Source organism: Paraburkholderia sp. BR10882 (assembly GCF_040948855.1).
Lineage (GTDB): Bacteria > Pseudomonadota > Gammaproteobacteria > Burkholderiales > Burkholderiaceae > Paraburkholderia > Paraburkholderia nodosa_A.
In genome coordinates this window covers 1-23,369 of the sequence record NZ_JBFPKP010000023.1, presented here as the reverse complement: position 1 = coordinate 23,369, position 23,369 = coordinate 1, and the positions used below count along the sequence as shown (strand labels likewise).

The window sequence follows — 23,369 nt, the reverse complement described above, 5'->3', positions numbered from 1 at the left end:
ATATGAGCGACGCTGCAACGGATTCTCATTGGGATGACGATGAAAAAGAATGCTCTCGACTTCTGGGTCGGCCTGTTCGTGGTGCTGGGCTTTATCGCGCTGCTGTTTCTCGCGCTGAAGGCCGGCAACATGAGTTCCCTGTCGTTCCAGGCCACCTACCCGGTGAAGCTCAAGTTCGACAATATCGGCGGCCTCAAGCCGCGCGCGCCCGTGAAGAGCGCGGGCGTGACCGTGGGCCGGGTGGCCTCGATCGGCTTCGACTCCAACACCTATCAGGCGCTGGTGACGATCAACCTCGACCAGCAGTACCAGTTTCCGAAGGACACGTCGGCGAAGATCCTGACGTCGGGTCTGCTCGGCGAGCAGTACATCGGCCTCGAACCGGGCGGCGATTCGGAAATGCTCAAGGCCGGCGACACCATTTCGATGACGCAGTCGGCCATCGTGCTCGAGAACCTGATCGGCCAGTTCCTCTATAGCAAGGCGGCCGATTCGGGCGCCGCGAAGCCGTCCAGCGGCGCGAGCACGGATGCGGCGCCTGCTGCAGCACCCGCGCCCGCACCGGCTCAGGCGCCTGCACCGGCGGCTTCGGCGGCCCAATAAGAAGGAGAAAAAGAATGACGACCATACGCATGCGCGCCATTACGCTTGGCGTCGCAGCGCTTGCACTCGGGGGTTGTTCGACGGTGCAGACGCCATCGAAGGAAGATCCATGGGAAGGGTTCAACCGCACGGTGTACACGTTCAACGACAAGGTTGACACGTACGCGCTCAAGCCGGTGGCGCAGGGCTACGTGAAGGTGACGCCGCAGCCCGTGCGCGACAGCGTGACGAACTTCTTCGCGAACATCGGCGACGTGTACAACGCCGCGAACAACTTCCTGCAGCTGAAGATCACCGATGGTGTCGAGGACATCATGCGGATCGTGATCAACACGGTCTTCGGCCTCGGCGGTCTGTTCGACGTCGCGACGCTCGCAAAGCTGCCCAAGCACAACCAGGACTTCGGTCTCACGCTCGGTCACTATGGCGTGCCGCCCGGCCCGTACCTCGTGCTGCCGCTGTTCGGTCCGAGCACGGTGCGTGACGGCGTGGGCCTCGTGCCGAACTACTTCATCAACCCGCTCACCTATGTGGATCCGGCCGCGCTGTCGTGGGGCCTTTACGGGCTGAACGTGGTGAGCACGCGCGCCAACCTGCTTGGCGCGAGCGACCTGCTCGAAGGCGCGGCGATCGACAGGTACTCGTTCATCCGCAACGCCTATCTGCAGCGCCGCCGCTATCTGCTGTCGGACGGCCGCGCGTCGTCGGGCAACAGCAATCTGCCGGATTACGGCGATGGCGCGCCGCTGCCGAAGTACGACGACACCGACGAGGGCGCGGCGGCCCCCGCTTCGGGTGCGGCTGCCGGTGCGGCAGTGCCCGCTTCGGGCACTGCGCCTGCGGCCACCCCGAATGCGGCCAGCATGGCACCCGCCAACCCCAACGGCGCAACGACCGCCCCGGCCACGCTGGAAGGCCCGGCCGGCGCCGCGGCGCCCACGGGCGCGTCGGAAACCACGGTGCCAGGCGACCAGATGATTCCGCCCGCGCGCATCGGCTTCCCGAGCATGCTGCGGCTGCACTGAGCGCTGCGCTCCGGCGTGCTGGAACGCCTCGCCGGAGCGTTCGTCCGACGTATACGTCTGACGTAACAAGCAGAAACGCTTGTCGCACTTTGCTGGCGGTTTTGACACAGCGCGATAGATCTCGCGTGATATCGTTGGTTCCAACGGGGCGATGTCCCCCAACTAGCAGGGCTCGAGATGAAAAAATTCTTTCTGTACCCGTTTTTCGCCATGTTTCTTTCGTTTGCCGGCGGCGCATTTGCCCAGACGGTAGACACCAGCAATCCCGACGCGATGGTCCAGACAGTCACGCAGCAGGTCATGAGCCAGATCAAGGGTGACAAGTCCATCCAGTCCGGCGACATCAGCAAGATCACGCAGCTCGTGAACGAAAAGATCCTGCCGTACACCGATTTCCGCCGCACCACGCAACTCGCGATGGGCCGCAACTGGCGCACGGCCACGCCGGAGCAGCAGCAACAGGTCATCGAACAGTTCAAGACGCTGCTGATCCGCACGTACTCGGGCGCGCTCGCCCAGGTGCGCGACCAGCAGATCCAGTACAAGCCGTTCCGCGCGAACCCGGACGACACCGACGTCGTGGTCCGTTCGACGGTCATGAACGGCGGCCAGCCGATCGAGCTCGACTATCGCCTCTACAAGACGCAGCAAGGCTGGCGCGTGTATGACATCAACGTGCTCGGCGCGTGGCTCATCCAGGCGTACCAGCAGCAGTTCCAGGAAAAGATCCAGCAAGGCGGCGTGGACGGCCTGATCCAGTTCCTCACGCAGCGTAACCAGCAACTCGCATCGGGCAAGGCGACCTCGTGAGCGAGCGTTTCGCCACCGGCGCCAACCTGACCCACGAGAGCGCTAAGGCCGCGCTCTCGGCCGGGTTCGCGCAGATCTCGGCGGGCGCAACCGCCGTGGACTGCGCGGCGCTCACCCAGTTCGATTCATCGGCGCTCGCTGTGCTGATCGCGTGGCAGCGTGCCGCGCGTGAGCGCGGCGCTTCCCTTGCCGTGCTCAACATGCCCCCCGCGCTCGCCTCTCTCGCGCGCGCCTACGGCGTCGATTCGCTTCTCAACGAGCGACATTGACCCGCGTCGCCTGGCCGGACGCTAGCGTTCAAGCGGGATCACACCGCACTGCCGGGCCGACGCCGTTCCCCTCCAGGGCCAGGCCGCGCTTCCCGACTTGGCCTATAATCAACCGTTTTTTGGGCGCTGCCTCGGCGCAAAAAGTGCCGCCTGGTACGTAATAAGCGTGCAGTGAGACAGCAAAGCCGGCCTGATAAGCCGTCCCCAATTCCGGTCTTCCCCGCAGCATTGATGCACTCTTGAGCCGCGCCGTTCGCAAACGGGCGGCGTATTAGTCATGCCAGCCATAGAAATCCGTAACGTCAAGAAGCGCTACAGGTCGCTTCAGGCGCTCAAGGGCGTCAGCTTCACGGTCGAAGACGGCGAGTTCTTCGGGCTGCTCGGCCCGAACGGCGCGGGCAAGACGACGCTCATCAGCATTCTTGCCGGCCTCGCGCGCGCGGACGAGGGCTCGATCGCCGTCCGCGGCCACGATGTCGTCGCCGACTACCGCAACGCGCGCCGCAACCTGGGCGTCGTGCCGCAGGAACTGGTGTTCGATCCGTTCTTTACGGTGCGCGAGACGCTGCGCATCCAGTCCGGCTACTTCGGCCTGCGCAACAACGACGCGTGGATCGACGAAGTCATGGCCAATCTCGATCTCACCGAGAAAGCCGACGTGAACATGCGCGCGCTGTCCGGCGGCATGAAGCGCCGCGTGCTCGTGGCGCAGGCGCTCGTGCACCGGCCGCCCGTGATCGTGCTCGACGAACCGACCGCCGGCGTGGACGTGGAACTGCGCCAGACGCTCTGGAAGTTCATCGCGCGCCTGAACCGCGAAGGGCACACCATCGTGCTCACCACGCACTATCTCGAAGAAGCCGAGCAGTTGTGCGACCGCATCGCCATGCTCCGGCGCGGCGAGATGGTCGCGCTGGAGCGCACGAGCGCGCTGCTGCAGCGCTTCGCGGGCACGCAGCTGTTCCTGCGCTTCTCGGAAGGCGTGCTGCCGAGCGATTTGCGCGCGCTCGAAGTCGATCTTTCCAACGCCAGCCCGCACCAGCATCTGCTGCGCCTCGCGAGCTACGACGACGTGGAGCGCATCCTGGCCAAGTGCCGCGCGAACGGCTGCAAGCTCGAAGAAGTGGAAGTGCGCAAGGCCGATCTGGAGGATGTCTTCGTGCAGGTGATGAACGGTCCTGAAGTGGTCGAGGGTCTCGCATGAGCGGTTTCCGTACGCTGTTCTACAAGGAAGTGTTGCGTTTCTGGAAAGTCGCTTTCCAGACCGTGCTCGCGCCCGTCATTACCGCGCTGCTCTATCTCACGATCTTCGGCCATGCGCTGCGCGGCCATGTCGAGGTGTATCCGGGCGTCGAGTACACGAGCTTCCTGATTCCGGGCCTCGTGATGATGAGCGTGCTGCAGAACGCCTTCGCGAACAGCTCGTCGTCGTTGATCCAGTCGAAGATCACGGGCAATCTTGTGTTCGTGCTGTTGCCGCCGCTCGCTGCATGGGAGATGTTCGGCGCCTACGTGCTCGCCTCGATCGTGCGCGGCCTCGCCGTTGGCGCGGGCGTGTTCGTCGTGACGATCTGGTTCATTCCGATGAGCTTCGCCGCGCCGTTCTACATCCTCGCGTTCGCGGTGCTCGGCTCGGCGATCCTCGGCACGCTCGGCCTGATCGCCGGGATCTGGGCGGAGAAGTTCGACCAGCTCGCGGCGTTTCAGAACTTTCTCATCATGCCGCTCACGTTTCTTTCGGGCGTGTTTTATTCGACGCATACGCTGCCGCCCCTGTGGCGCGAAGTGTCGCGGCTCAATCCGTTCTTTTACATGATCGATGGCTTCCGCTTCGGGTTCTTCGGCCTGTCCGACATCAACCCGCTCGTGAGCCTGTCGATCGTTTTCGTGTTTTTCGTGGCGCTGGCCACGCTCGCCATGCGTTTGCTCGCGAGCGGGTACAAGCTGCGTCACTAAGCAGGAGCCATACTCATGTTGCCGACTCCGGAACAGATCAAGCAGTACATCTCGGCAGGGCTCGCGTGCGAGCACCTCGAAGTCGAAGGCGATGGCCAGCACTTCTTCGCGACGATCGTCTCCTCAGCATTCGACGGCAAGCGCTTGATCCAGCGCCATCAGCTCGTCTACGCGGCGCTCGGCGACCGCATGCGCGAGGAAATCCACGCGCTCAGCATGAAGACGCTCACGCCCGCCGAATGGCAGAACGCATAATCTGGAATCTCAGTGCGAATTACCCAGGACAAAGACGCCGCCGCGAGCGGCGCAGCTCAACACCAAGCGACCCTGCAAACCGGCCGCACCGATCAGGAAACCTCAGGCATGGATAAACTCGTCATCGTCGGCGGGCAGAAGCTCGCAGGGGAAGTGGCTGTTTCCGGTGCAAAGAATGCGGCGCTGCCCATTCTCTGCGCGGGCCTTCTGAGCGCGGAACCCGTTCATCTGGACAACGTGCCCGACCTTCAGGACGTGCGCACCACGCTCAAGCTGCTCGGCCAGATGGGCGTGCGTACCGAGCAGAACGGCGCGCGCGTGCAGCTCGACGCCTCGAAGGTCAACAATCTCGTGGCGCCGTACGAGCTCGTGAAGACCATGCGCGCGTCGATCCTCGTGCTCGGGCCGCTCGTCGCGCGCTTCGGCGAGGCGAAGGTGTCGCTGCCGGGCGGCTGCGCGATCGGCGCGCGCCCCGTGGATCAGCACATCAAGGGCCTGCAGGCGATGGGCGCCGAGATCAACATCGAGCACGGCTTCATCGAGGCGCGCGCGAAGCGCTTGAAGGGCGCGCGCATCGTCACCGACATGATCACGGTCACCGGCACGGAAAACCTGCTGATGGCCGCCGTACTCGCCGATGGCGAAACGGTGATCGAGAACGCCGCGCGCGAGCCCGAAGTGGGCGACCTCGCGCACCTGCTCGTGGCGATGGGCGCGAAGATCGAAGGCATCGGCACCGACCGCCTCGTCATTCAAGGCGTGGACAAGCTCCACGGCGCGCACCACACCGTCATTCCGGACCGTATCGAAGCGGGCACGTTCCTGTGCGCGGTCGCGGCCGCGGGGGGCGACGTCACGCTGCGCCACGTGCGTCCGCACATCCTCGACGCCGTCACCGACAAGCTGCGCGAAGCGGGCGTGACGATCGAAGAAGGCGACGACTGGATGCGCGTGCGCATGCACGAGCGCGCGCGCGCCGTAAACGTGCGCACCTCCGAATATCCGGCGTTCCCGACCGACATGCAGGCGCAGTTCATGGCGCTCAACACGATCGCGGACGGCACCTCGCAAGTGGTCGAAAACATCTTCGAAAACCGCTTCATGCACGTGCAGGAACTCAATCGCCTGGGCGCCCACATCACGATCGACGGCAAGACGGCGCTCGTCGCCGGTGTCGAGAAGCTCTCGGGTGCGAAGGTGATGGCAACCGACCTGCGCGCCTCGGCGAGCCTCGTGATCGCGGGCCTGTGCGCGGACGGCGAAACGCTGATCGACCGCATCTATCACCTCGACCGCGGCTACGACCGCATGGAAGAGAAGCTCACGAAGATCGGCGCGAACGTGAAGCGGATCAAGGGGAGCGCGCAATGAGCACGGTCGAGTCGAGGCCCACGCCGGCGGCCGCGGCCAGCGCGCCGCTCACGCTTGCGCTCTCGAAGGGCCGCATCTTCGAAGAGACGATGCCGCTGCTCGCGGCGGCCGGCGTGCATGTGACGGAAGACCCGGAAACCTCGCGCAAGCTCATTCTGCCGACGACCGACCCGAACCTGCGCGTGATCATCGTGCGCGCGACCGACGTGCCCACCTACGTGGAGTACGGCGCCGCGGACTTCGGCGTGGCGGGCAAGGACGTGCTCAACGAGCACGGCGGCGGCGGCCTGTATCAGCCGATCGATCTCGACATCGCGCGCTGCCGTCTTTCGGTGGCCGTGAAGGGCGGCTTCGACTACGCGAACGCGGTGCGCCAGGGCGCGCGCCTGCGCGTGGCGACCAAGTACACGGAAGCCGCGCGCCAGCACTTCGCGGCCAAGGGCGTGCACGTCGACCTCATCAAGCTGTACGGCTCGATGGAACTCGCGCCGCTCGTGGGCCTCGCCGACGCGATCGTCGACCTCGTCAGCACGGGCGGCACGCTGCGCGCGAACAATCTGGTCGAGGTCGAGGAGATCATGGAGATCTCCTCGCGCCTCGTCGTGAATCAGGCGGCGCTCAAGCTCAAGCGCGCCGCGCTGCGGCCGATCATCGACGCGTTCGAACGCGCGTCGCGCGGCACGCAGGCGAGCTGACCGGGTAGAAGCAAAGGGCAGGCGCAATGACGCGCCGCCTCGCGCGCAGTGCGCCTCAAACGGCGCGGCGCGCACAAACGTAACGGATGGATACCAGCATGGCTATCACGATGCGCAAACTCGATTCCGGCGCCGAAGGCTTCAAAAAGGCGCTGCACGCGGTGCTCGCCTTCGAGGCGAGCGAGGACGAGGCCATCGAGCGCTCCGTCGCGCAGATTCTCGCCGACGTCAAGGCGCGCGGCGACGCCGCCGTGCTCGACTACACGAACCGCTTCGACCGCCTTGCCGCCCCGAGCGTCGCGGCGCTCGAACTGCCGTTCAGCGAACTCGAAGCGGCGCTGGAGAGCCTCGAGCCCAAGCAGCGCGCGGCGCTCGAAGCCGCGGCGGCGCGCGTGCGCGGCTACCACGAGAAGCAGCGCATCGAGTGCGGCTCGCATAGCTGGCAGTACACCGAATCCGACGGCACGGTGCTCGGCCAGAAGGTCACGCCGCTCGACCGCGTGGGCCTTTATGTGCCCGGCGGCAAGGCCGCGTATCCGTCGTCCGTGCTGATGAACGCCATTCCCGCGCGGGTCGCGGGCGTACGCGAAATCATCATGGTCGTGCCCACGCCGGACGGCGTGAAGAACCCGCTCGTGCTGGCGGCGGCGCTGCTCGGCGGCGTCGATCGCGTGTTCACGATCGGCGGTGCGCAGGCCGTGGCGGCGCTCGCCTACGGCACGGATACGATCCCCGCCGTCGACAAGATCTGCGGCCCGGGCAACGCCTATGTCGCGTCGGCCAAGCGCCGCGTGTTCGGCACGGTCGGCATCGACATGATCGCGGGCCCCTCGGAAATCCTCGTGATTTGCGACGGCACGACCGATCCGCGCTGGGTGGCCATGGACCTGTTCTCGCAGGCCGAGCACGACGAGCTCGCGCAATCCATCCTGCTGTGCCCGGATGAGAGCTTCATCAAACGCGTGGAAGACGCCATCGACGAGCTGCTGCCCGCCATGCCGCGCGCCGAAGTCATCGCCACGTCGCTCACGAACCGCGGCGCGCTCGTGAAGGTGCGCGACATGGCCGAGGCCTGCGCCATCGCCAACGAGATCGCGCCGGAGCACCTCGAGATCTCGGCGCTGGAGCCGCAGAAGTGGGGCGCCGAAATCCGCCACGCGGGCGCGATTTTCCTTGGCCGCTACACGAGCGAGAGCCTCGGCGACTACTGCGCGGGGCCGAATCACGTGCTGCCTACGTCTCGTACCGCACGTTTCTCGTCGCCGCTTGGCGTCTATGATTTCATCAAGCGTTCGAGCCTCATCGAGGTGAGCGCGGAAGGCGCGCAAACGCTCGGCGAGATCGCGGCCGAGCTGGCCTACGGCGAAGGCCTGCAAGCCCACGCGCGCAGTGCCGAATTCCGCATGAAGCAGGTGTAAGGCACGCCTCGCAACTGGCAGAAGCCGGTTGAATGCGCCGCCGCGCAGCATGGAGACGTTGCGCGGCAGCAAGTCCCGCGAGTGCGCGGGGCGCAGCAGTTGGCCTTCAGTTTGACCCGCACGCAGCAGAGACCACGACGATAACCAGGGCAGCCGGCTTGCCGAGCTGCCCGTGCCGGCGGCCCCGCTTTCGCGAGCCGCCTTTCGACATGACGACACCACAAGACATCATCCGTCGCGACGTGCTCGCGATGACGAGTTACCCCGTGCCCGACGCTTCCGGTTTCGTGAAGCTCGACGCCATGGAGAACCCGTTTGCCCTGCCCGCCGACCTCGCAGCGCTTCTGGGCGAACGCCTCGCGGCGGTCGCGCTCAACCGCTATCCTGCGCCGCGCCCCGAGGCGCTGATCGCGAAGCTCAAAGAGACGATGCGCGTGCCCGCGGACTGCGACGTGCTGCTCGGCAACGGCTCGGACGAGATCATCAGCATGATCACCATGGCGTGCGCGAAGCCGGGCGCGAAGGTGCTCGCGCCGGTGCCGGGCTTCGTCATGTACGCGATGTCGGCGAAGCTCGCGCAGCTGGAATTCGTCGGCGTGCCGCTCAAGAGCGACTTCACGCTCGACCTCGAAGCGACGCTCGCGGCCATTGCTGAGCACACGCCTGCGGTGATCTGGCTGGCCTACCCGAACAACCCCACGGGCACGCTGTTCGACGACGCCGACATCGAGCGCGTGATCGCGGCGGCGAAAGAAGCGAAGAGCCTCGTGGTGATCGACGAGGCCTACCAGCCGTTCGCGATGCAAAGCTGGATGCCGCGCGCGGGCGAGTTCGACAACGTGGTCGTGATGCGCACGATGTCGAAGCTCGGGCTCGCGGGCATCCGCCTCGGCTATCTGGCCGGGCGTCCCTCGTGGCTCAACGAATTCGACAAGGTGCGTCCGCCCTACAACGTGAACGTCCTCACGCAAGCGGCGGCGGATCTGCTGCTCGATCATGTGGACGTGCTCGATGCGCAGGCCGCCGAATTGCGCGCGCAACGTGCGACGCTGGCCGCCGAAGTCGCGAAGCTGCCGGGCGCCGAGGTGTTCGAAAGCGCGGGCAATTTCCTGCTCGTGCGCGTGCCCGACGCGGCGGCCGTTTTCGACACGCTGCTGTCTGCCCGGATTCTGATCAAAAACGTGGGTAAAATGCACCCATTGCTTGCGAACTGCGTGCGCCTGACCGTTGGCACCCCCGACGAAAACGCGCAATTGCTCGCCGCCCTGAAGCTCGTGCTCCGTTAGGCCGATGCTTCGTTCTCCCACTCTCCTGTTACGGGCTGTTTGAAGGATATTGCCATGCGCGTCGCGCAAGTCGTTCGCAACACCAGCGAAACGCAAATCCGCGTGAAACTCAATCTGGACGGCACCGGCGAGCAAAAGCTCGCGACCGGCGTGCCGTTTCTCGACCACATGCTCGACCAGATCGCACGACACGGTCTGATCGATCTCGAGGTCGAGGCGCATGGCGACACGCATATCGACGACCACCACACGGTGGAAGACGTCGGCATCACGCTCGGCCAGGCGGTGGCGCAGGCCATCGGCGACAAGAAGGGCATTCGCCGCTACGGCCACGCCTATGTGCCGCTCGACGAAGCGCTCTCGCGCGTCGTGATCGACTTCTCGGGCCGACCGGGCCTCGAATTCCACGTGCCGTTCACGCGCGCGCGCATCGGCACGTTCGACGTCGACCTGTCGATCGAATTTTTCCGCGGCTTCGTGAACCACGCAGGCGTGACGCTGCACATCGACAATCTGCGCGGCCTCAACGCGCACCATCAGATGGAAACCGTGTTTAAGGCATTCGGCCGCGCGCTGCGCCAGGCGGCCGAACTGGACGAACGTCAGGCGGGCAAGATTCCGTCGACGAAGGGCAGCCTCTAGGCGACGCCTTTCACCGACCAGAAGGCCGGCCGCGCTACGCGCACTGTGCCGGGCGCATGCCTGGGGCAGGACCTCCAGCGCGCCGCGCCGGGGCCGTCGCCCACATGCGGCGTGCGCGCCACATTAGCCATTCGGCTTATGGGCTCGCACGCGCCGACTGGCGTACATTGACGGCTTCGAAGGCAGATCAGGGCACATCGCGGCGCACATGCGTCCACACAGCCAAGGGCAAGGCCTTTTGAGCAGGCCGGATTCGAGATGAAAACTTCAATTGCGATTGTTGATTATGGAATGGGCAACCTGCGTTCGGTGGCCCAGGCGCTGAGGCAGGCCGCGCCGGAAGCCGACGTGGCCATCGTCGAGCGTCCCGAGGCGATCCGTGCTGCCGACCGCGTGGTGCTGCCGGGGCAGGGTGCGATGCCCGACTGCATGCGCAGCCTCGCCGAGTCGGGCCTGCAGGACGCGGTGCTCGAAGCCTCGCGCACGAAGCCGCTCATGGGCGTGTGCGTGGGCGAGCAGATGCTGTTCGACTGGAGCGCGGAAGGCGGCACGAAGGGCCTGGGCCTGCTGCCCGGCAAGGTCGTGCGCTTCGATCTGGAAGGCCAGCTGCAGGACGACGGCTCGCGCTTCAAGGTCCCGCAAATGGGCTGGAACCGCGTGCGTCAGGCACGCGCGCACGCCCTGTGGGACGGTGTGCCCGACGAAAGCTTCTTCTACTTCGTGCACAGCTACTATGTGGTTCCGGCGGATGCGTCGCACACCGTAGGCGAAACGCCGTACGGCGCGGCCTTTACCTCGGCAGTGGCGCGGGATAACATCTTCGCCACCCAATTCCACCCGGAAAAGAGCGCCGCTGCGGGTTTGCGCGTCTACCGCAACTTCGTCCACTGGAACCCCTGATTTCCTGCGGCGCTGACGCTCACAGCCGCCTTCGCGCACGCGCGCCGCGGCATTAGATTTGCGTTAGCAAGGCCGCCGAAAGAGTTGTACTAAACTAGCGAAACGGCGTCGGATCGGGCCTTTTTTCCGCCGGCGCTGCAGACTTCAACCCCATTCCCAGACACACCCGAAGCTATGCTGCTGATTCCGGCCATCGATCTCAAAGACGGTCACTGCGTGCGCCTCAAACAAGGCGATATGGACCAGGCGACGATTTTCTCCGAGGAACCGGCGGCTATGGCCCGACACTGGGTCGAGCGCGGAGCGCGGCGCCTGCACCTCGTCGACCTCAACGGCGCGTTCGCCGGCAAGCCGAAGAACGAAGACGCGATTCGCGAGATCATCCGCGAAGTCGGCGACGAGATTCCCGTGCAGCTCGGCGGCGGCATCCGCGACCTCGACACCATCGAGCGTTACCTCGACGACGGCCTGTCCTATGTGATCATCGGCACCGCCGCCGTCAAGAATCCGGGCTTTCTCCAGGAAGCGTGCACCGCATTCGGGGGCCATATCATCGTGGGCCTCGACGCGAAAGACGGCAAGGTCGCGACCGACGGCTGGAGCAAGCTCACCGGTCACGAAGTCGTCGATCTCGCGCGCAAGTTCGAGGACTACGGCGTCGAGTCGATCATCTACACCGACATCGGCCGGGACGGCATGCTCCAGGGCATCAACATCGAAGCGACGGTGCGCCTCGCGCGCGCGGTGAAGATTCCGATCATCGCGAGTGGCGGGCTTTCCAACCTCGGCGATATCGACGCACTGTGCGAAGTCGAGGACGAAGGCGTGGAAGGCGTGATCTGCGGCCGCGCGATCTACTCGGGCGACCTCGATTTCGCTGCCGCGCAAACGCGTGCAGACAGCCTGCGCGAATCGGACGACGCGTAAAGCGTCGAATGCCGGCCTCCGTCACTGGAGGCCTTTTGTTTTGGCGCTGCGCCGCCATCTCCAAGGGGACTGGCGCTCGCGCGGGATAATTTCGCCTCAGGGCGCAAGGCACGGTGCAAAGCGCGCGACAATGGGCTGCGCGCCACGCCCGAATCGGGGCCGGCAGCCTTCTCGCGAAAGGTGCTCGCCGCACACACACCGACTGGCAACTTCGGCAAGATCATGGCTCTACCCAAACGCATCATCCCCTGCCTCGACGTGACCGCCGGGCGCGTCGTCAAGGGCGTCAATTTCGTCGAACTGCGCGACGCGGGCGACCCCGTCGAAATCGCGCGCCGCTACGACGACCAGGGCGCCGACGAACTCACGTTCCTCGACATCACCGCGACCTCCGACCAGCGCGACCTGATCCTGCCGATCATCGAGGCGGTGGCTTCGCAGGTCTTCATTCCGCTCACCGTGGGCGGCGGCGTGCGCGCCGTGGCGGACGTGCGGCGCCTGCTCAACGCCGGTGCCGACAAGGTCAGCATGAACTCGTCGGCGGTCGCCAATCCGCAACTCGTGCGCGATTCCGCCGACAAATACGGCTCGCAGTGCATCGTCGTCGCCATCGACGCGAAGCGAACGTCGGCGCCGGGCGAACCCGCGCGCTGGGAAGTGTTCACGCACGGCGGGCGCAAGGCCACGGGCATCGACGCCGTGGAATGGGCGCGCAAGATGGCGGAACTGGGCGCGGGCGAAATCCTGCTCACGAGCATGGACCGCGACGGCACGAAGAGCGGCTTCGACCTCGACCTCACGTGTGCGGTGTCCGACGCGGTGCCGATTCCCGTGATCGCCTCGGGCGGCGTGGGCGGCCTGCAGGATCTCGCGGACGGTATCGTCAAGGGCCGTGCCGACGCCGTGCTGGCCGCGAGCATTTTCCACTATGGCGAGCACACGGTGGGCGAGGCAAAGCGCTTCATGGCCGACCAGGGCATTTCGGTGAGGATGTAACGCGATGAGCCACACTCAAACCGGCAAACCCGACAACGACCTTGCCAACGCCAACTGGCTCGACAAGGTCAACTGGGACGCCAACGGCCTCGTGCCCGTGATCGCGCAGGAAGCGACCACCGGCGACGTGCTGATGTTCGCGTGGATGAACCGCGAAGCGCTCGCCAGGACGGTCGAGCTGCGCCGCGCCGTGTACTTCTCCCGCTCGCGCCAGCGCCTTTGGTTCAAGGGTGAGGAGTCCGGCCATGTGCAGCACGTGAGCGACATCCGCCTCGACTGCGACGAAGACGTCGTGCTGCTCAAGATCGAGCAGGTCTCGGGTATTGCGTGCCACACGGGCCGCCACTCGTGCTTTTTCCAGCAATTCGAAGGCACCGTCGACGAAGGCCGCTGGGTCGCCGTCGACCCGGTGCTGAAAGACCCCGAACACATCTACAAATGACGCAACTGAATACCAACGACACCTTGCTGCGCCTCGCGGCGGTGATCGACAGCCGCAAGGGCGGCGACCCGGACGCCTCCTACGTCGCACGCCTCTTTCACAAGGGCGACGACGCGGTGCTCAAGAAGGTCGGCGAAGAGGCGACCGAGGTCGTGCTTGCCGCGAAGGACGTGCGCCAGGGCGGTGCACGCAAGGCGCTGGTCGGCGAGATGGCCGACCTGTGGTTCCATTGCCTCGTCACGCTCTCGCACTTCGATCTGAGTCCCGCCGACGTGCTCGCGGAACTCGAACGCCGCGAAGGCCTTTCGGGTCTCGAGGAAAAAGCGCTGCGCAAAAGCCGCGAGCGCGAAGAGAACGGCGACTGAGGCCCAACGCTGCGCACAGCGCTCCACAGAGGGAGATGAACGACATGTCCACGTCCGGCGATTACCCGCCCCCTTCGTACCGCAACGGCGTCGACGCGGACCGTTTGCGCAGCCTGCGGACTTTCACGCACGTGCTGTACGCGCTCTATGCGGTCTACTGGCTGACCGGCGGCATTTCGGTGCTGGTGGCCATCATCCTGAATTACCTCAAACGCGACGAATCGCTCGGCACGCCTTATGAGCAGCACTTCACGTGGCAAATCCGCACGTTCTGGCTCGGGCTGGCCGGCCATCTGATCGGCGGTGTGCTCATCTTCGTGCTGGTCGGCATTCCGATTTTGTGGGCTGTCGCAATCTGGACGTTGTACCGTATCATCAAAGGCTGGCTTTACTTGTACGACAACAAGCCGCTGCACAACCCGCGCGCCTGGTTCTGAGGGCTTTCGGGCGCGCGTGCGGTTTTGCTCACCAGGAGCGCCATGAGTCACGACCGCAGCACCTGTCTCTTCTGCAAGATCGCCGACGGCCACATTCCCAGCACGCGCGTGTACGAGGACGAAGAGTTCGTCGCCTTCCGCGACATCCGGCCTGCAGCCGAAACTCACGTCCTCGTGATTCCGCGCCAACATATTTCCACCCTTGCCGATTGCGGTGAAAACGACGCACCGCTGCTTGGTAGAATGTTTGTATTGGTCGCACGGCTGGCCAAAGAGCTGGGCGTCTCGTACACGGGTGGCGAAACCGGGTTTCGCACGGTGGTGAATACGGGGCCGGGCGGCGGGCAGGAGGTCTACCATCTGCACGCGCATTTGCTGGCTGGGCCGCGTCCGTGGCACCGCATGGGCTGAGTGCCGGCGGCGGGGAAAGTCGGTATAAATGACGGATGGCGTGGTTCTCACTAAAGCGTCGCGCTAAAGGGTCGCACGCCACGACCATGCAACATCGAACAGGCACAATTTATCGCGTCGCGCACCTCGCGCGGCGGCGGGGTTAAGGAGAGAGTCAATCATGGGTTCGTTGAGCATCTGGCACTGGCTGATCGTCTTGTTGATCGTTGCGCTCGTCTTCGGCACCAAGAAGCTGCGCAATATCGGTAGCGATCTGGGCGGTGCGGTGAAGGGTTTCAAGGAAGGCATGCGCGAGAACGAAGGCGCCGGCGCCGACACGCAAAAGCGCGAACTCCCGGCCGACGGCGGTGCAGTCGACGTCGAAGCCAAGGACAAGACGCAGCGCTCGAACGACTTCCGCTAAAACGCGTGGCGGCCGCCTTTTTCGCCGCCACAAGTTTTTCCGCATGTTTCCCGTTCGTTTCCATTAAGGCAGCCAAGGCTGACGGAAAACTCCATTCATGCTCGATCTCGGTTTAACCAAGATGGCGCTGATCGGCGTCGTCGCGCTGGTCGTTCTCGGGCCGGAGCGGCTGCCGCGGGTCGCACGCACGGCCGGCGCGCTGTTCGGTCGCGCGCAGCGCTATATCAACGACGTCAAGGCAGAAGTCACGCGCGAGATCGAACTCGACGAGTTGCGCCGCATGAAGACCGAGTTCGAAACGGCGGCGCAGAACGTCGAGAAGAACGTTCAGGACAATCTGCGCAAGCATGAAACCGAGTTGAACGACGCGTGGAACGCGGGCACCTCGGTGTCGCCGAGCATTGCAGGCGGCGCGGAATCTGCCAGCCTGGAAGGCGCTGCCGCCAATGCCGCGGATGCCGTCGCCACGCAATCGGGATGGCGCTCCGGCAACGCGGGCGCAAGCGGCGCGAAACGCAAGAACTGGCGCATGAAGCAGAGCGCCGCGCCGGTCTGGTACAAACGCGCCACGCTGCGCCGCACGCGGGTGCAATCGGGTGCTGCACGCGTGGCGCAGCACACGCCGGCGAGCCTGCGCCGGCCCACGCGGTTCTTCTGACGCGGATCCGCCTTTGCGCACGACTATTTCCAACAGAGGGCCGGTGTGAGCGACCCCCAGCAAAAACTGGAAGAAGGCTCCGAAGAGACCTTCATTTCCCATCTCGTCGAACTGCGCGACCGCATCATTCGCGCAGGCGTTGCCGTGATCGTCGTGTTCGTCGGGCTCGTCTACTGGGCGCCCGACATATTCCGGCTGCTCGCGCGTCCGCTCATGCAGAACCTGCCGCGTGACGGCAAGATGATCGTCACCGACGTGACCGGCTCGTTCTTCGTGCCCATGAAGGTCACGATGCTCGTGGCGTTCGTGATCGCGCTGCCGGTCGTGCTCTACCAGATCTGGGCGTTCGTCGCCCCAGGCCTCTACCAGCATGAAAAGAAGCTCGTCGCGCCGCTCGTGGCAAGCAGCTACACGCTCTTCCTGTGCGGCATGGCGTTCGCGTATTTCGTGGTGTTCCCGACCATCTTCCGCGTGATGGCGCACTACAACGCGCCGCTCGGCGCGGAGATGACGACCGACATCGACAATTACCTGAGCTTCGTGCTCACCATGTTCATTGCGTTCGGCGTGACCTTCGAGGTGCCGATCATCGTCGTGCTGCTCGTGCGCATGGGCGTGGTCACCGTGAAGAAGCTCAAGCAGATCCGGCCCTACGTGATCGTCGGCGCGTTCATCGTCGCAGCCGTGGTGACGCCGCCGGACGTGTTCTCGCAGCTCATCCTCGCGCTGCCGCTCATCCTCCTCTACGAGGCGGGCATCATCGCGGCGCGCATCTTCATCGGCACGGGCGAGAAGAAGCCCGCGGACGAGAGTCAGGCGGCGGGCTAGCCCCGCGGGCCTGGCGGAGGAAAGCCGCAGGAAAGCAAAAGGCCGCGAACCCACGTTCGCGGCCTTTTCGTTTTCCGGTTGCGAGTCCGGACGCGGGCAGGGCGCGATGCCCCGCCTGCGTTGAGATATCAACCGCCGTCGTCGCCTTCGCCGTCTTCCTGAGCCGGCTGCTTCGGCGGCGGCGGGCGCTTGCCGATCAGTACGTCGAGATCCATGTCCTTGTTCTTGCGCACGAGGTGGACCTTCGCGTCGCTGCCCGGTTTGATTTGCGCGATGACGTTCAAAAGGCGCGTGGTGTCGGTGATGGCCTCACCGTTCACCGAGGTCAGGACGTCGCCCGGCTTGATGCCGGCCTTGTCGGCGGGGCCGCCCTGCAGCACGCCCGCGACGATCGCGCCCGACTTCTCCTTCAGCCCGAACGAGTCGGCGATCTCCGGCGTCACGTCCTGTGGCTCCACGCCGATCCAGCCGCGCGTGACCGAGCCCGAGGTGATGATGCTCTCCAGTACGCTGCGCGCCGTGGAAACGGGAATCGCGAAGCCGATGCCGAGCGAGCCGCCCGAGCGAGAGTAGATGGCGGTGTTGATGCCGAGCAGGTTGCCGTTCACGTCGACGAGCGCGCCGCCCGAGTTGCCCGGATTGATCGGCGCATCGGTCTGAATGAAATTCTCGAACGTGTTGATGCCGAGGTGATTGCGGCCCAGCGCGCTGATGATGCCCATCGTGACCGTCTGGCCCACGCCGAACGGATTGCCGATGGCGAGCACGACGTCGCCCACGCGCGTCTGATCCATGCGGCCGAGCGTGATGGTGGGCAGGTTCGGCAGATTGATCTTGAGCACCGCGAGATCCGTTTCCGGGTCGATGCCGATCACTTTGGCGTTGGTGGTGCGGCCGTCGGAAAGCGCGATTTCGATCTGGTCCGCGCCGTCGATTACGTGCTGGTTCGTTAGAATGTAACCGTCCGGACTGACAATGACGCCCGAACCGAGGTTGGCGGCAGGCTGCTCCTGCTGCTTCTGGTTTTTGTTGCGATCGCCGAAGAAATAGCGAAATAGCGGATCGTTCTGGCGAGGGTCGGGCGGCAGCGACCCATCCTTGCTCGAGAACACGTTGACAACCGCGGGCATGGCCTTCTGGGCGGCGTCCGCATAGGAGCCCTGGGCGGCGCCTCCACCGATGCCTGGCGCCACTTCCCGCAGTGCGACGATCGGTTCGGCAAGCTGCTTGCCGAACTGCCCCTGGTGCTGCAGCCACTGCGGTTTGAGCGTGGCGATGATGAACATCAACGCCAGCAGGACCGTCACCGCCTGGGCGAAGAACAGCCAAAAGCGTCTAAGCATCTGAAGATTAGAGGATTATATGGATCGGATCGAACTGGAATTGTATCTGAACAATCTTCTGGAATCCGCGCGGTTCAAGGACTACTGCCCCAATGGACTGCAGGTCGAAGGGCGGCGGCGCGTGGAGAAGATCGCCACGGGCGTGACCGCCTCGCTCGCGTTTCTCGAAGCCGCGCTCGAGTGGGGCGCCGACGCGGTGCTCGTGCATCACGGTTATTTCTGGAAGAACGAAGCACCGCAAATTACGGGCCGCAAGTACCGTCGCCTGAAGACGCTGCTCGCGAACGACATCAACCTGTTCGCCTACCATCTGCCACTCGACAGCCATCCCGAACTCGGCAACAACGCGCAGTTGGGCGCCCGGTTCGGCTGGATCGGCGAACAACGCTTCGGCGACCAGGATCTTGGCTGGATGGCCACGCTGCCCATGCCGATCACACTCGCGCACTTTACCGCCGAGGTCGAGCAGACGCTCGGCCGCACGCCGCTCGTGCTCGGCGACCCCGACTGGCAACTGCGCCGTGTGGCCTGGTGCACGGGCGCGGCGCAAAGTCTCTTCGACGCGGCGATCGACGCTGGCGCCGACGTCTTCCTCACCGGCGAGATCTCCGAGCCGACCACGCACACCTCCGCGGAAAGCGGTGTTGCGTTCCTCGCCGCGGGCCACCACGCGACCGAGCGCTTCGGCGTGCAGGCGGTGGGCGCGCACCTCTCGGAAGCCTTCGACATCGAGCATCTTTTCATCGATATCGACAATCCCGTTTGATTGCGTATTCGGCGCAAATTGTCGTGGCGCAGCATCGTTTTATTCATGAGGCATTTACAAACTGAAAAGAAAGTGGCCCTCTTTTCTGCGGGAAAACCCCGAGATATCAAGGACTTCCGAGGCTTTTTCGAGAGCGCCCCTTGTAAATGCCAACTCCATTCGAGCAAACTAGCGTTCGGCAGCACCGCGGGTAAGCTGGCGTGACGGAAAAATCCAACTCAGAAGTGGGGCGATGTGATGCGAGACAACGAGAATGACCGCGTCGATGGCAGCCGCCGAACCTGGCTGATTGCGACGTCCGTAGCAGGTGGCATTGGAGGCGTGGCCACTGTCGTACCTTTCGTAGGGTCCTTTGCACCATCCGAAAAAGCCCGCGCCGCCGGCGCGCCCGTCGAAGCCGATATCACGAATCTGCAGCCCGGCTCGATGATGACCGTCGCCTGGCGCGGCAAGCCCGTGTGGATCCTGAATCGCACGGATCGCATGATGGCCGACGTGAAGAAGGCCGATCCCGATCTGGCCGACCCGAACTCCGAGCACCCGTTCTCGATGCCGATGCCGGAGTACTGCATGAACGAATTCCGTTCGCGCGCCGAGCATCAGAACATTCTCGTGGCGGTGGCCGTCTGCACCCATCTGGGCTGCACGCCGACGGCGCGCTTCCAGGAAGGCCCGCAGCCGAACCTGCCCGACAGCTGGCCGGGCGGCTTCCTGTGCCCGTGCCACGGCTCCACCTACGATCTCTCCGGTCGCGTGTTCAAGAACAAGCCGGCGCCGCAAAACCTCGACATTCCCCGCTACATGTTCGCGTCCCCGACGCAGATCGTGATCGGCAAGGACGAAAAAGGAGAAGCGTGATGGCGACGGGAACCGAAAAGGACGTGGTGGAAACGACCGGCGCATCTTCCGGCCTGCAGGGCTGGATCGATAAGCGTTTTCCGATGACGGCGAGCTGGCGCGCTCACGCTTCTGAGTACTACGCGCCGAAGAACTTCAACTTCTGGTACTTCTTCGGCTCGCTCGCGCTGCTCGTGCTGGTGAACCAGATCATCACTGGTATTTTCCTCACCATGAATTACAAGCCCGATGCGACGCTCGCGTTCGCATCGGTCGAGTACATCATGCGCGAGGTGCCGTGGGGCTGGCTCATCCGCTACATGCACTCCACGGGCGCTTCGATGTTCTTCGTGGTCGTGTACCTGCACATGTTCCGCGGGCTGCTTTACGGCTCGTACCGCAAGCCGCGCGAACTCGTGTGGATCTTCGGCTGCGCGATCTTCCTGTGCCTGATGGCCGAGGCGTTCTTCGGCTACCTGCTGCCCTGGGGCCAGATGTCGTTCTGGGGCGCGCAGGTGATCGTGAACCTGTTCTCGGCGATTCCCTTCATCGGCCCGGACCTCTCGCTGTGGATTCGCGGCGACTACGTGGTGTCGGACGTCACGCTCAACCGCTTCTTCGCGTTCCACGTGATCGCCATTCCACTGGTGCTCGTCGGGCTCGTGATCTGTCACATCATCGCGTTGCACGAAGTGGGCTCGAACAACCCCGACGGCATCGAGATCAAGGCGAAGAAGGACGCGAACGGCGTTCCGCTCGACGGCATCCCGTTCCATCCGTATTACTCGGTGCACGACTTCATGGGCGTGTGCATCTTCCTGATGATTTTCGCGGCGATCGTGTTCTTCGCGCCGGAGATGGGCGGCTACTTCCTCGAGTCGAACAACTTCGTGCCGGCCAACCCGCTGCAAACGCCGCCCGAAATCGCGCCGGTCTGGTACTTCACGGCGTTCTACGCGATGCTGCGCGCCACGACCGACCCATTCAAGATCGTGCTGATGGTCGTGATCGCGCTGCTCGGGCTACTCGCGCTCGTGCGCGCCCGCGGCAAATGGCGCGCCGGGCTGCCGGTGCTGGCGGTGCTCGTGATCCTCGCCATGTACTTCACCGAGTCGAAGTTCTGGGGCGTGGTGGTGATGGGCACGGCGGTGATCTCGCTCTTCTTCCTGCCGTGGCTCGACCGCTCGCCGGTGAAGTCGATCCGTTACCGGCCGTTCTTCCACAAGGTATTTCTCGGCATCTTCGTGCTGGCGTTCCTGACGCTCGCGTTCCTCGGCACGAAGCCGCCATCGCCGGCGGCCACGCTGATCGCCCAGATCTGCGCGCTCGTCTACTTCGCTTTCTTCCTCGGCATGCCGTTCTGGACGCCGCTTGGCACTTTCAAGCAGCCGCCCGAGCGCGTGCGGTTCAAGCCCCATTAACTGACGAGCGAGGAAGATATGACGAAACGTTCTCTTTTTTCGACGCTCGCGAAGGTGAGCATACGGGCTGCCGGCGTCCGGGCCGGCTTGGCCGCGCTGGCGTTCTCATGCGTCTTTGGGGTCGGATCTGTCGCGGCGCAGGAAAACATTCCGCTCGACCGCGCTCCCGATAACGGCGAAAATCTTGCTTCGCTGCAACACGGCGCCAAATTGTTTGTAAACTATTGTCTGAATTGCCATAGTGCGAACTTGATGCGCTATAGCCGGTTGCAGGTTCTCGGCATTCCGCAGAAGCAAATCGAAGATAATCTGTTGTTTACGACCGACAAGGTCGGCAACACGATGTCCATCGCGATGCGCCCGGACGACGCGAAGGCGTGGTTCGGCGTAGCGCCGCCGGACCTCTCCGTGGAAGCGCGGGCGAAAGGGCGCGACTGGCTGTACACGTACCTGCGCAGCTTCTACCGCGACGATACGCGGCCGACTGGCTGGAACAATCTGGTGTTCGAAAACGTGAGCATGCCGCACGTGCTGTGGCAGTTGCAGGGCATCCGCACGGCGAAGTTCGAGGACACGACGGACGAGGAAACCGGGGAAAAGGTCCGTCGCTTTGCCGGGTTCCAGCAGGTCACGCCGGGAACGCTCTCGCCGGTGGATTATGATGCCGACGTGGCCGACCTGGTGGCCTACCTCGGCTGGATGGCCGAACCCGAGCAGAAAACCCGCAGGCAGCTTGGCGTGTGGGTGCTCTTGTTCCTCGGCGTCTTGAGCTTTTTCGCGTGGCGATTGAACGCCGCGTACTGGAAAGATATCAAATAGGCACGTCCTGACCGACGTGGGGCCGGTGCGACGAGATGCCGTCTGACGGTTCAGGGACCGTCAGACGGTTTTTTCGCCCGCTGGCCTTTTGGGTTTATTGAGGAAATGTAAATCATGATGGTTCTGTACTCCGGCACTACCTGCCCGTTCTCCCAGCGCTGCCGGCTGGTGTTGTTCGAAAAGGGCATGGACTTCGAAATCCGCGACGTCGACCTGTTCAACAAACCGGAAGACATCGCCGTGATGAATCCGTACGGTCAGGTGCCGATTCTGGTCGAGCGCGACCTGATTCTGTACGAGTCGAACATCATCAACGAGTATATCGACGAGCGCTTCCCGCATCCGCAGCTGATGCCGGCCGACCCGGTCCAGCGTGCCCGCGCGCGTTTGTTCCTGCTCAACTTCGAGAAGGAACTGTTCGTGCACGTGAGCACGCTCGAAAACGAGAAGGGCAAGGCCGCCGAGAAGAACCACGAGAAGGCGCGCCTCGCGATCCGCGACCGCCTCACGCAGCTCGCGCCGATCTTCCTGAAGAACAAGTACATGCTGGGCGAAGAGTTCTCGATGCTCGACGTCGCCATCGCGCCGCTGCTGTGGCGCCTCGACCACTACGGCATCGAGCTGTCGAAGAATGCCGCGCCGCTCATGAAGTATGCCGAGCGCATTTTCAGCCGTCCGGCGTATATCGAAGCGCTGACGCCGTCTGAAAAGGTCATGCGCCGTTAAGCAGTATCCTGGCAGTTGCAGGTAACAGAGGCGGCGTACACAGCGTGGGTGTGGACGCCGCCTCGTGAAAGGATTGTTGATGCAAGAGATTTCCACCAAGCCGTATTTGCTGCGCGCGCTGTACGAGTGGTGCACGGACAACGGCTTCACGCCGCACATCGCGGTGCGGGTCGATAACCGCACACGCGTGCCGCGTCAGTTCGTGCGTGACGGCGAGATCGTGCTGAACATCAGCTTCGAGGCGACGAGCCAGCTGCAGATGGGCAACGAGATGATCGAGTTCCACGCGCGCTTCTCGGGCAAGTCGCACAAGATCGAGGTGCCGGTGTCGAACGTGCTCGCGATCTACGCCCGCGAGAACGGTCAGGGCATGGCGTTCCCAGTCGAGTCGCCGCCCGGCGACGCCGACGACGTGCTGTCCTCCGAGGACCACGAAGAAGCCGAAGCACATGAGGCGCCTGCAGTGCGCGACGAACCTGCCGAGGAGCCCGCCGCGCCGCTCGCGCCGGTCGCGACGCGCGCCGCCGACAAAGATGACGATGGCGGCAACAAGGGCGGCAAGGGCCACCTCAAGATCGTTAAATGAAGTAGAATGGCGGGCTACGCCGGCTTAGCTCATCTGGTAGAGCAGTTGATTTGTAATCATCAGGTGGCGGGTTCGAGTCCTGCAGCCGGCACCATACACAGCAAGGGGTTACGCGATGTTTGCGTAGCCCCTTGCCGTTTCCAAAACACCCTCCGCGTTTCCAAAATTCATCAA

The 23,369-nt window shown here is 64.2% G+C and carries 29 protein-coding genes and 1 tRNA gene; 29 read left to right on the top strand and 1 reads right to left on the bottom strand.

Going from position 1 to position 23,369, the window contains the following annotated elements:
• Window positions 1-39: 39 nt before the first annotated feature.
• From mlaD to tatC, 22 genes are all read left to right on the top strand, one after another.
• Window positions 40-603, top strand: coding sequence for an outer membrane lipid asymmetry maintenance protein MlaD (gene mlaD / locus AB3X99_RS35065; protein WP_368619593.1), 564 nt, complete (start codon window positions 40-42; stop codon window positions 601-603).
• Window positions 604-617: 14 nt separating this feature from the next.
• On the top strand, window positions 618-1,628 hold the full coding sequence (locus AB3X99_RS35060; protein WP_069268247.1) for a VacJ family lipoprotein: 1,011 nt from the start codon (window positions 618-620) through the stop codon (window positions 1,626-1,628).
• Window positions 1,629-1,805: 177 nt separating this feature from the next.
• Complete coding sequence (locus AB3X99_RS35055; protein WP_069268248.1) at window positions 1,806-2,438, top strand: phospholipid-binding protein MlaC; 633 nt, start codon at window positions 1,806-1,808, stop codon at window positions 2,436-2,438.
• Window positions 2,435-2,707, top strand: coding sequence for a lipid asymmetry maintenance protein MlaB (locus AB3X99_RS35050; RefSeq protein ID WP_069268249.1), 273 nt, complete (start codon window positions 2,435-2,437; stop codon window positions 2,705-2,707). Before AB3X99_RS35055 ends, AB3X99_RS35050 begins: the two co-directional genes overlap by 4 nt.
• A gap of 277 nt (window positions 2,708-2,984) precedes the next feature.
• Window positions 2,985-3,911, top strand: a complete 927-nt coding sequence (locus AB3X99_RS35045; RefSeq protein ID WP_368606643.1) for an ABC transporter ATP-binding protein — start codon at window positions 2,985-2,987, stop codon at window positions 3,909-3,911.
• A complete protein-coding gene (locus AB3X99_RS35040) occupies window positions 3,908-4,663 on the top strand; it encodes an ABC transporter permease (RefSeq protein ID WP_042269663.1) in 756 nt (251 codons plus the stop codon). Before AB3X99_RS35045 ends, AB3X99_RS35040 begins: the two co-directional genes overlap by 4 nt.
• A 15-nt stretch (window positions 4,664-4,678) precedes the next feature.
• Complete coding sequence (locus AB3X99_RS35035; RefSeq protein WP_028206568.1) at window positions 4,679-4,918, top strand: BolA family protein; 240 nt, start codon at window positions 4,679-4,681, stop codon at window positions 4,916-4,918.
• Window positions 4,919-5,026: 108 nt separating this feature from the next.
• A complete protein-coding gene (gene murA / locus AB3X99_RS35030; protein ID WP_069268252.1) occupies window positions 5,027-6,289 on the top strand; it encodes a UDP-N-acetylglucosamine 1-carboxyvinyltransferase in 1,263 nt (420 codons plus the stop codon).
• Window positions 6,286-6,984 (top strand): ATP phosphoribosyltransferase, encoded by a 699-nt coding sequence (hisG, locus tag AB3X99_RS35025; RefSeq protein ID WP_069268253.1) that lies wholly within the window; start codon window positions 6,286-6,288, stop codon window positions 6,982-6,984. Before murA ends, hisG begins: the two co-directional genes overlap by 4 nt.
• A 98-nt stretch (window positions 6,985-7,082) precedes the next feature.
• Entirely contained in the window at window positions 7,083-8,402 is a 1,320-nt protein-coding gene (hisD, locus tag AB3X99_RS35020; protein WP_069268254.1) for a histidinol dehydrogenase, read from the top strand.
• Between the two features lie 209 nt (window positions 8,403-8,611).
• Window positions 8,612-9,688 (top strand): histidinol-phosphate transaminase, encoded by a 1,077-nt coding sequence (hisC, locus tag AB3X99_RS35015; RefSeq protein WP_069268255.1) that lies wholly within the window; start codon window positions 8,612-8,614, stop codon window positions 9,686-9,688.
• 54 nt (window positions 9,689-9,742) lie between these two features.
• Complete coding sequence (hisB, locus tag AB3X99_RS35010) at window positions 9,743-10,330, top strand: imidazoleglycerol-phosphate dehydratase HisB (protein WP_028218451.1); 588 nt, start codon at window positions 9,743-9,745, stop codon at window positions 10,328-10,330.
• Window positions 10,331-10,588: 258 nt separating this feature from the next.
• Window positions 10,589-11,230 carry an imidazole glycerol phosphate synthase subunit HisH gene (hisH, locus tag AB3X99_RS35005; RefSeq protein WP_069268256.1) on the top strand — a complete coding sequence of 214 codons (642 nt, stop codon included), beginning with the start codon at window positions 10,589-10,591 and terminating at the stop codon, window positions 11,228-11,230.
• A 174-nt stretch (window positions 11,231-11,404) separates the two neighbouring features.
• A complete protein-coding gene (hisA, locus tag AB3X99_RS35000) occupies window positions 11,405-12,157 on the top strand; it encodes a 1-(5-phosphoribosyl)-5-[(5-phosphoribosylamino)methylideneamino]imidazole-4-carboxamide isomerase (RefSeq protein WP_069268257.1) in 753 nt (250 codons plus the stop codon).
• A gap of 222 nt (window positions 12,158-12,379) precedes the next feature.
• The gene (gene hisF / locus AB3X99_RS34995) at window positions 12,380-13,153 is read left to right on the top strand and encodes an imidazole glycerol phosphate synthase subunit HisF (protein WP_342924273.1); all 774 of its coding nucleotides are present in this window, start codon (window positions 12,380-12,382) and stop codon (window positions 13,151-13,153) included.
• Between the two features lie 4 nt (window positions 13,154-13,157).
• Window positions 13,158-13,595, top strand: coding sequence for a phosphoribosyl-AMP cyclohydrolase (hisI, locus tag AB3X99_RS34990; protein ID WP_069268258.1), 438 nt, complete (start codon window positions 13,158-13,160; stop codon window positions 13,593-13,595).
• A complete protein-coding gene (locus AB3X99_RS34985; RefSeq protein ID WP_069268259.1) occupies window positions 13,592-13,960 on the top strand; it encodes a phosphoribosyl-ATP diphosphatase in 369 nt (122 codons plus the stop codon). The genes hisI and AB3X99_RS34985 overlap by 4 nt, the downstream gene beginning before the upstream one ends.
• Before the next feature lie 44 nt (window positions 13,961-14,004).
• Window positions 14,005-14,397 (top strand): hypothetical protein, encoded by a 393-nt coding sequence (locus tag AB3X99_RS34980; protein ID WP_069268283.1) that lies wholly within the window; start codon window positions 14,005-14,007, stop codon window positions 14,395-14,397.
• Window positions 14,398-14,439: 42 nt separating this feature from the next.
• Window positions 14,440-14,808, top strand: coding sequence for a histidine triad nucleotide-binding protein (locus AB3X99_RS34975; protein ID WP_069268260.1), 369 nt, complete (start codon window positions 14,440-14,442; stop codon window positions 14,806-14,808).
• Window positions 14,809-14,968: 160 nt separating this feature from the next.
• Window positions 14,969-15,211, top strand: a complete 243-nt coding sequence (gene tatA / locus AB3X99_RS34970; protein WP_069268261.1) for a Sec-independent protein translocase subunit TatA — start codon at window positions 14,969-14,971, stop codon at window positions 15,209-15,211.
• Window positions 15,212-15,308: 97 nt separating this feature from the next.
• Window positions 15,309-15,869 (top strand): Sec-independent protein translocase protein TatB, encoded by a 561-nt coding sequence (gene tatB, locus AB3X99_RS34965; protein ID WP_368619592.1) that lies wholly within the window; start codon window positions 15,309-15,311, stop codon window positions 15,867-15,869.
• A gap of 45 nt (window positions 15,870-15,914) precedes the next feature.
• On the top strand, window positions 15,915-16,697 hold the full coding sequence (gene tatC / locus AB3X99_RS34960; protein ID WP_069268263.1) for a twin-arginine translocase subunit TatC: 783 nt from the start codon (window positions 15,915-15,917) through the stop codon (window positions 16,695-16,697).
• Between the two features lie 128 nt (window positions 16,698-16,825).
• Here tatC and AB3X99_RS34955 read toward each other — a convergent pair whose 3' ends face one another.
• Window positions 16,826-18,040: a Do family serine endopeptidase gene (locus AB3X99_RS34955; RefSeq protein ID WP_069268264.1), complete on the bottom strand. Its 1,215-nt coding sequence runs from the start codon at window positions 18,038-18,040 to the stop codon at window positions 16,826-16,828.
• Between the two features lie 19 nt (window positions 18,041-18,059).
• Between AB3X99_RS34955 and AB3X99_RS34950 the strand changes: the two genes are divergently transcribed.
• The 7 genes from AB3X99_RS34950 (at window position 18,060) to AB3X99_RS34920 (ending at window position 23,289) form a co-directional block, all read left to right on the top strand.
• The gene (locus AB3X99_RS34950; protein WP_368619591.1) at window positions 18,060-18,806 is read left to right on the top strand and encodes a Nif3-like dinuclear metal center hexameric protein; all 747 of its coding nucleotides are present in this window, start codon (window positions 18,060-18,062) and stop codon (window positions 18,804-18,806) included.
• 237 nt (window positions 18,807-19,043) lie between these two features.
• Entirely contained in the window at window positions 19,044-19,664 is a 621-nt protein-coding gene (gene petA / locus AB3X99_RS34945; protein WP_069268266.1) for a ubiquinol-cytochrome c reductase iron-sulfur subunit, read from the top strand.
• Window positions 19,664-21,064, top strand: coding sequence for a cytochrome bc complex cytochrome b subunit (locus tag AB3X99_RS34940; protein WP_342949839.1), 1,401 nt, complete (start codon window positions 19,664-19,666; stop codon window positions 21,062-21,064). Before petA ends, AB3X99_RS34940 begins: the two co-directional genes overlap by 1 nt.
• Before the next feature lie 18 nt (window positions 21,065-21,082).
• The gene (locus tag AB3X99_RS34935; RefSeq protein ID WP_083245573.1) at window positions 21,083-21,883 is read left to right on the top strand and encodes a cytochrome c1; all 801 of its coding nucleotides are present in this window, start codon (window positions 21,083-21,085) and stop codon (window positions 21,881-21,883) included.
• Window positions 21,884-21,997: 114 nt separating this feature from the next.
• Window positions 21,998-22,609, top strand: a complete 612-nt coding sequence (locus tag AB3X99_RS34930) for a glutathione S-transferase N-terminal domain-containing protein (protein ID WP_027797364.1) — start codon at window positions 21,998-22,000, stop codon at window positions 22,607-22,609.
• Window positions 22,610-22,688: 79 nt separating this feature from the next.
• Window positions 22,689-23,195: a ClpXP protease specificity-enhancing factor gene (locus tag AB3X99_RS34925; RefSeq protein WP_069268268.1), complete on the top strand. Its 507-nt coding sequence runs from the start codon at window positions 22,689-22,691 to the stop codon at window positions 23,193-23,195.
• A gap of 18 nt (window positions 23,196-23,213) precedes the next feature.
• Window positions 23,214-23,289, top strand: a tRNA-Thr gene (locus AB3X99_RS34920).
• The last annotated feature ends 80 nt before the right edge of the window (window positions 23,290-23,369 follow it).

Excerpts from the sequence above, each read along its gene's own strand:
- AB3X99_RS34925 (WP_069268268.1), top strand. The coding sequence starts at position 22,689 with ATGCAAGAGATTTCCACCAAGCCGTATTTGCTGCGCGCGCTGTACGAG.
- hisF (WP_342924273.1), top strand. The coding sequence starts at position 12,380 with ATGGCTCTACCCAAACGCATCATCCCCTGCCTCGACGTGACCGCCGGG.
- AB3X99_RS34935 (WP_083245573.1), top strand. The coding sequence starts at position 21,083 with ATGACGAAACGTTCTCTTTTTTCGACGCTCGCGAAGGTGAGCATACGG.
- hisD (WP_069268254.1), top strand. The coding sequence starts at position 7,083 with ATGGCTATCACGATGCGCAAACTCGATTCCGGCGCCGAAGGCTTCAAA.
- mlaD (WP_368619593.1), top strand. The coding sequence starts at position 40 with ATGAAAAAGAATGCTCTCGACTTCTGGGTCGGCCTGTTCGTGGTGCTG.
- AB3X99_RS35045 (WP_368606643.1), top strand. The coding sequence starts at position 2,985 with ATGCCAGCCATAGAAATCCGTAACGTCAAGAAGCGCTACAGGTCGCTT.
- hisB (WP_028218451.1), top strand. The coding sequence starts at position 9,743 with ATGCGCGTCGCGCAAGTCGTTCGCAACACCAGCGAAACGCAAATCCGC.
- AB3X99_RS35040 (WP_042269663.1), top strand. The coding sequence starts at position 3,908 with ATGAGCGGTTTCCGTACGCTGTTCTACAAGGAAGTGTTGCGTTTCTGG.
- AB3X99_RS34980 (WP_069268283.1), top strand. The coding sequence starts at position 14,005 with ATGTCCACGTCCGGCGATTACCCGCCCCCTTCGTACCGCAACGGCGTC.
- tatB (WP_368619592.1), top strand. The coding sequence starts at position 15,309 with ATGCTCGATCTCGGTTTAACCAAGATGGCGCTGATCGGCGTCGTCGCG.
- murA (WP_069268252.1), top strand. The coding sequence starts at position 5,027 with ATGGATAAACTCGTCATCGTCGGCGGGCAGAAGCTCGCAGGGGAAGTG.
- petA (WP_069268266.1), top strand. The coding sequence starts at position 19,044 with ATGCGAGACAACGAGAATGACCGCGTCGATGGCAGCCGCCGAACCTGG.
- AB3X99_RS34930 (WP_027797364.1), top strand. The coding sequence starts at position 21,998 with ATGATGGTTCTGTACTCCGGCACTACCTGCCCGTTCTCCCAGCGCTGC.
- hisG (WP_069268253.1), top strand. The coding sequence starts at position 6,286 with ATGAGCACGGTCGAGTCGAGGCCCACGCCGGCGGCCGCGGCCAGCGCG.
- hisH (WP_069268256.1), top strand. The coding sequence starts at position 10,589 with ATGAAAACTTCAATTGCGATTGTTGATTATGGAATGGGCAACCTGCGT.
- AB3X99_RS34975 (WP_069268260.1), top strand. The coding sequence starts at position 14,440 with ATGAGTCACGACCGCAGCACCTGTCTCTTCTGCAAGATCGCCGACGGC.
- AB3X99_RS34940 (WP_342949839.1), top strand. The coding sequence starts at position 19,664 with ATGGCGACGGGAACCGAAAAGGACGTGGTGGAAACGACCGGCGCATCT.
- hisA (WP_069268257.1), top strand. The coding sequence starts at position 11,405 with ATGCTGCTGATTCCGGCCATCGATCTCAAAGACGGTCACTGCGTGCGC.
- AB3X99_RS35055 (WP_069268248.1), top strand. The coding sequence starts at position 1,806 with ATGAAAAAATTCTTTCTGTACCCGTTTTTCGCCATGTTTCTTTCGTTT.
- hisC (WP_069268255.1), top strand. The coding sequence starts at position 8,612 with ATGACGACACCACAAGACATCATCCGTCGCGACGTGCTCGCGATGACG.
- AB3X99_RS34950 (WP_368619591.1), top strand. The coding sequence starts at position 18,060 with ATGGATCGGATCGAACTGGAATTGTATCTGAACAATCTTCTGGAATCC.
- hisI (WP_069268258.1), top strand. The coding sequence starts at position 13,158 with ATGAGCCACACTCAAACCGGCAAACCCGACAACGACCTTGCCAACGCC.
- AB3X99_RS34955 (WP_069268264.1), bottom strand. The coding sequence starts at position 18,040 with ATGCTTAGACGCTTTTGGCTGTTCTTCGCCCAGGCGGTGACGGTCCTG.
- AB3X99_RS34985 (WP_069268259.1), top strand. The coding sequence starts at position 13,592 with ATGACGCAACTGAATACCAACGACACCTTGCTGCGCCTCGCGGCGGTG.
- AB3X99_RS35035 (WP_028206568.1), top strand. The coding sequence starts at position 4,679 with ATGTTGCCGACTCCGGAACAGATCAAGCAGTACATCTCGGCAGGGCTC.
- tatA (WP_069268261.1), top strand. The coding sequence starts at position 14,969 with ATGGGTTCGTTGAGCATCTGGCACTGGCTGATCGTCTTGTTGATCGTT.
- AB3X99_RS35060 (WP_069268247.1), top strand. The coding sequence starts at position 618 with ATGACGACCATACGCATGCGCGCCATTACGCTTGGCGTCGCAGCGCTT.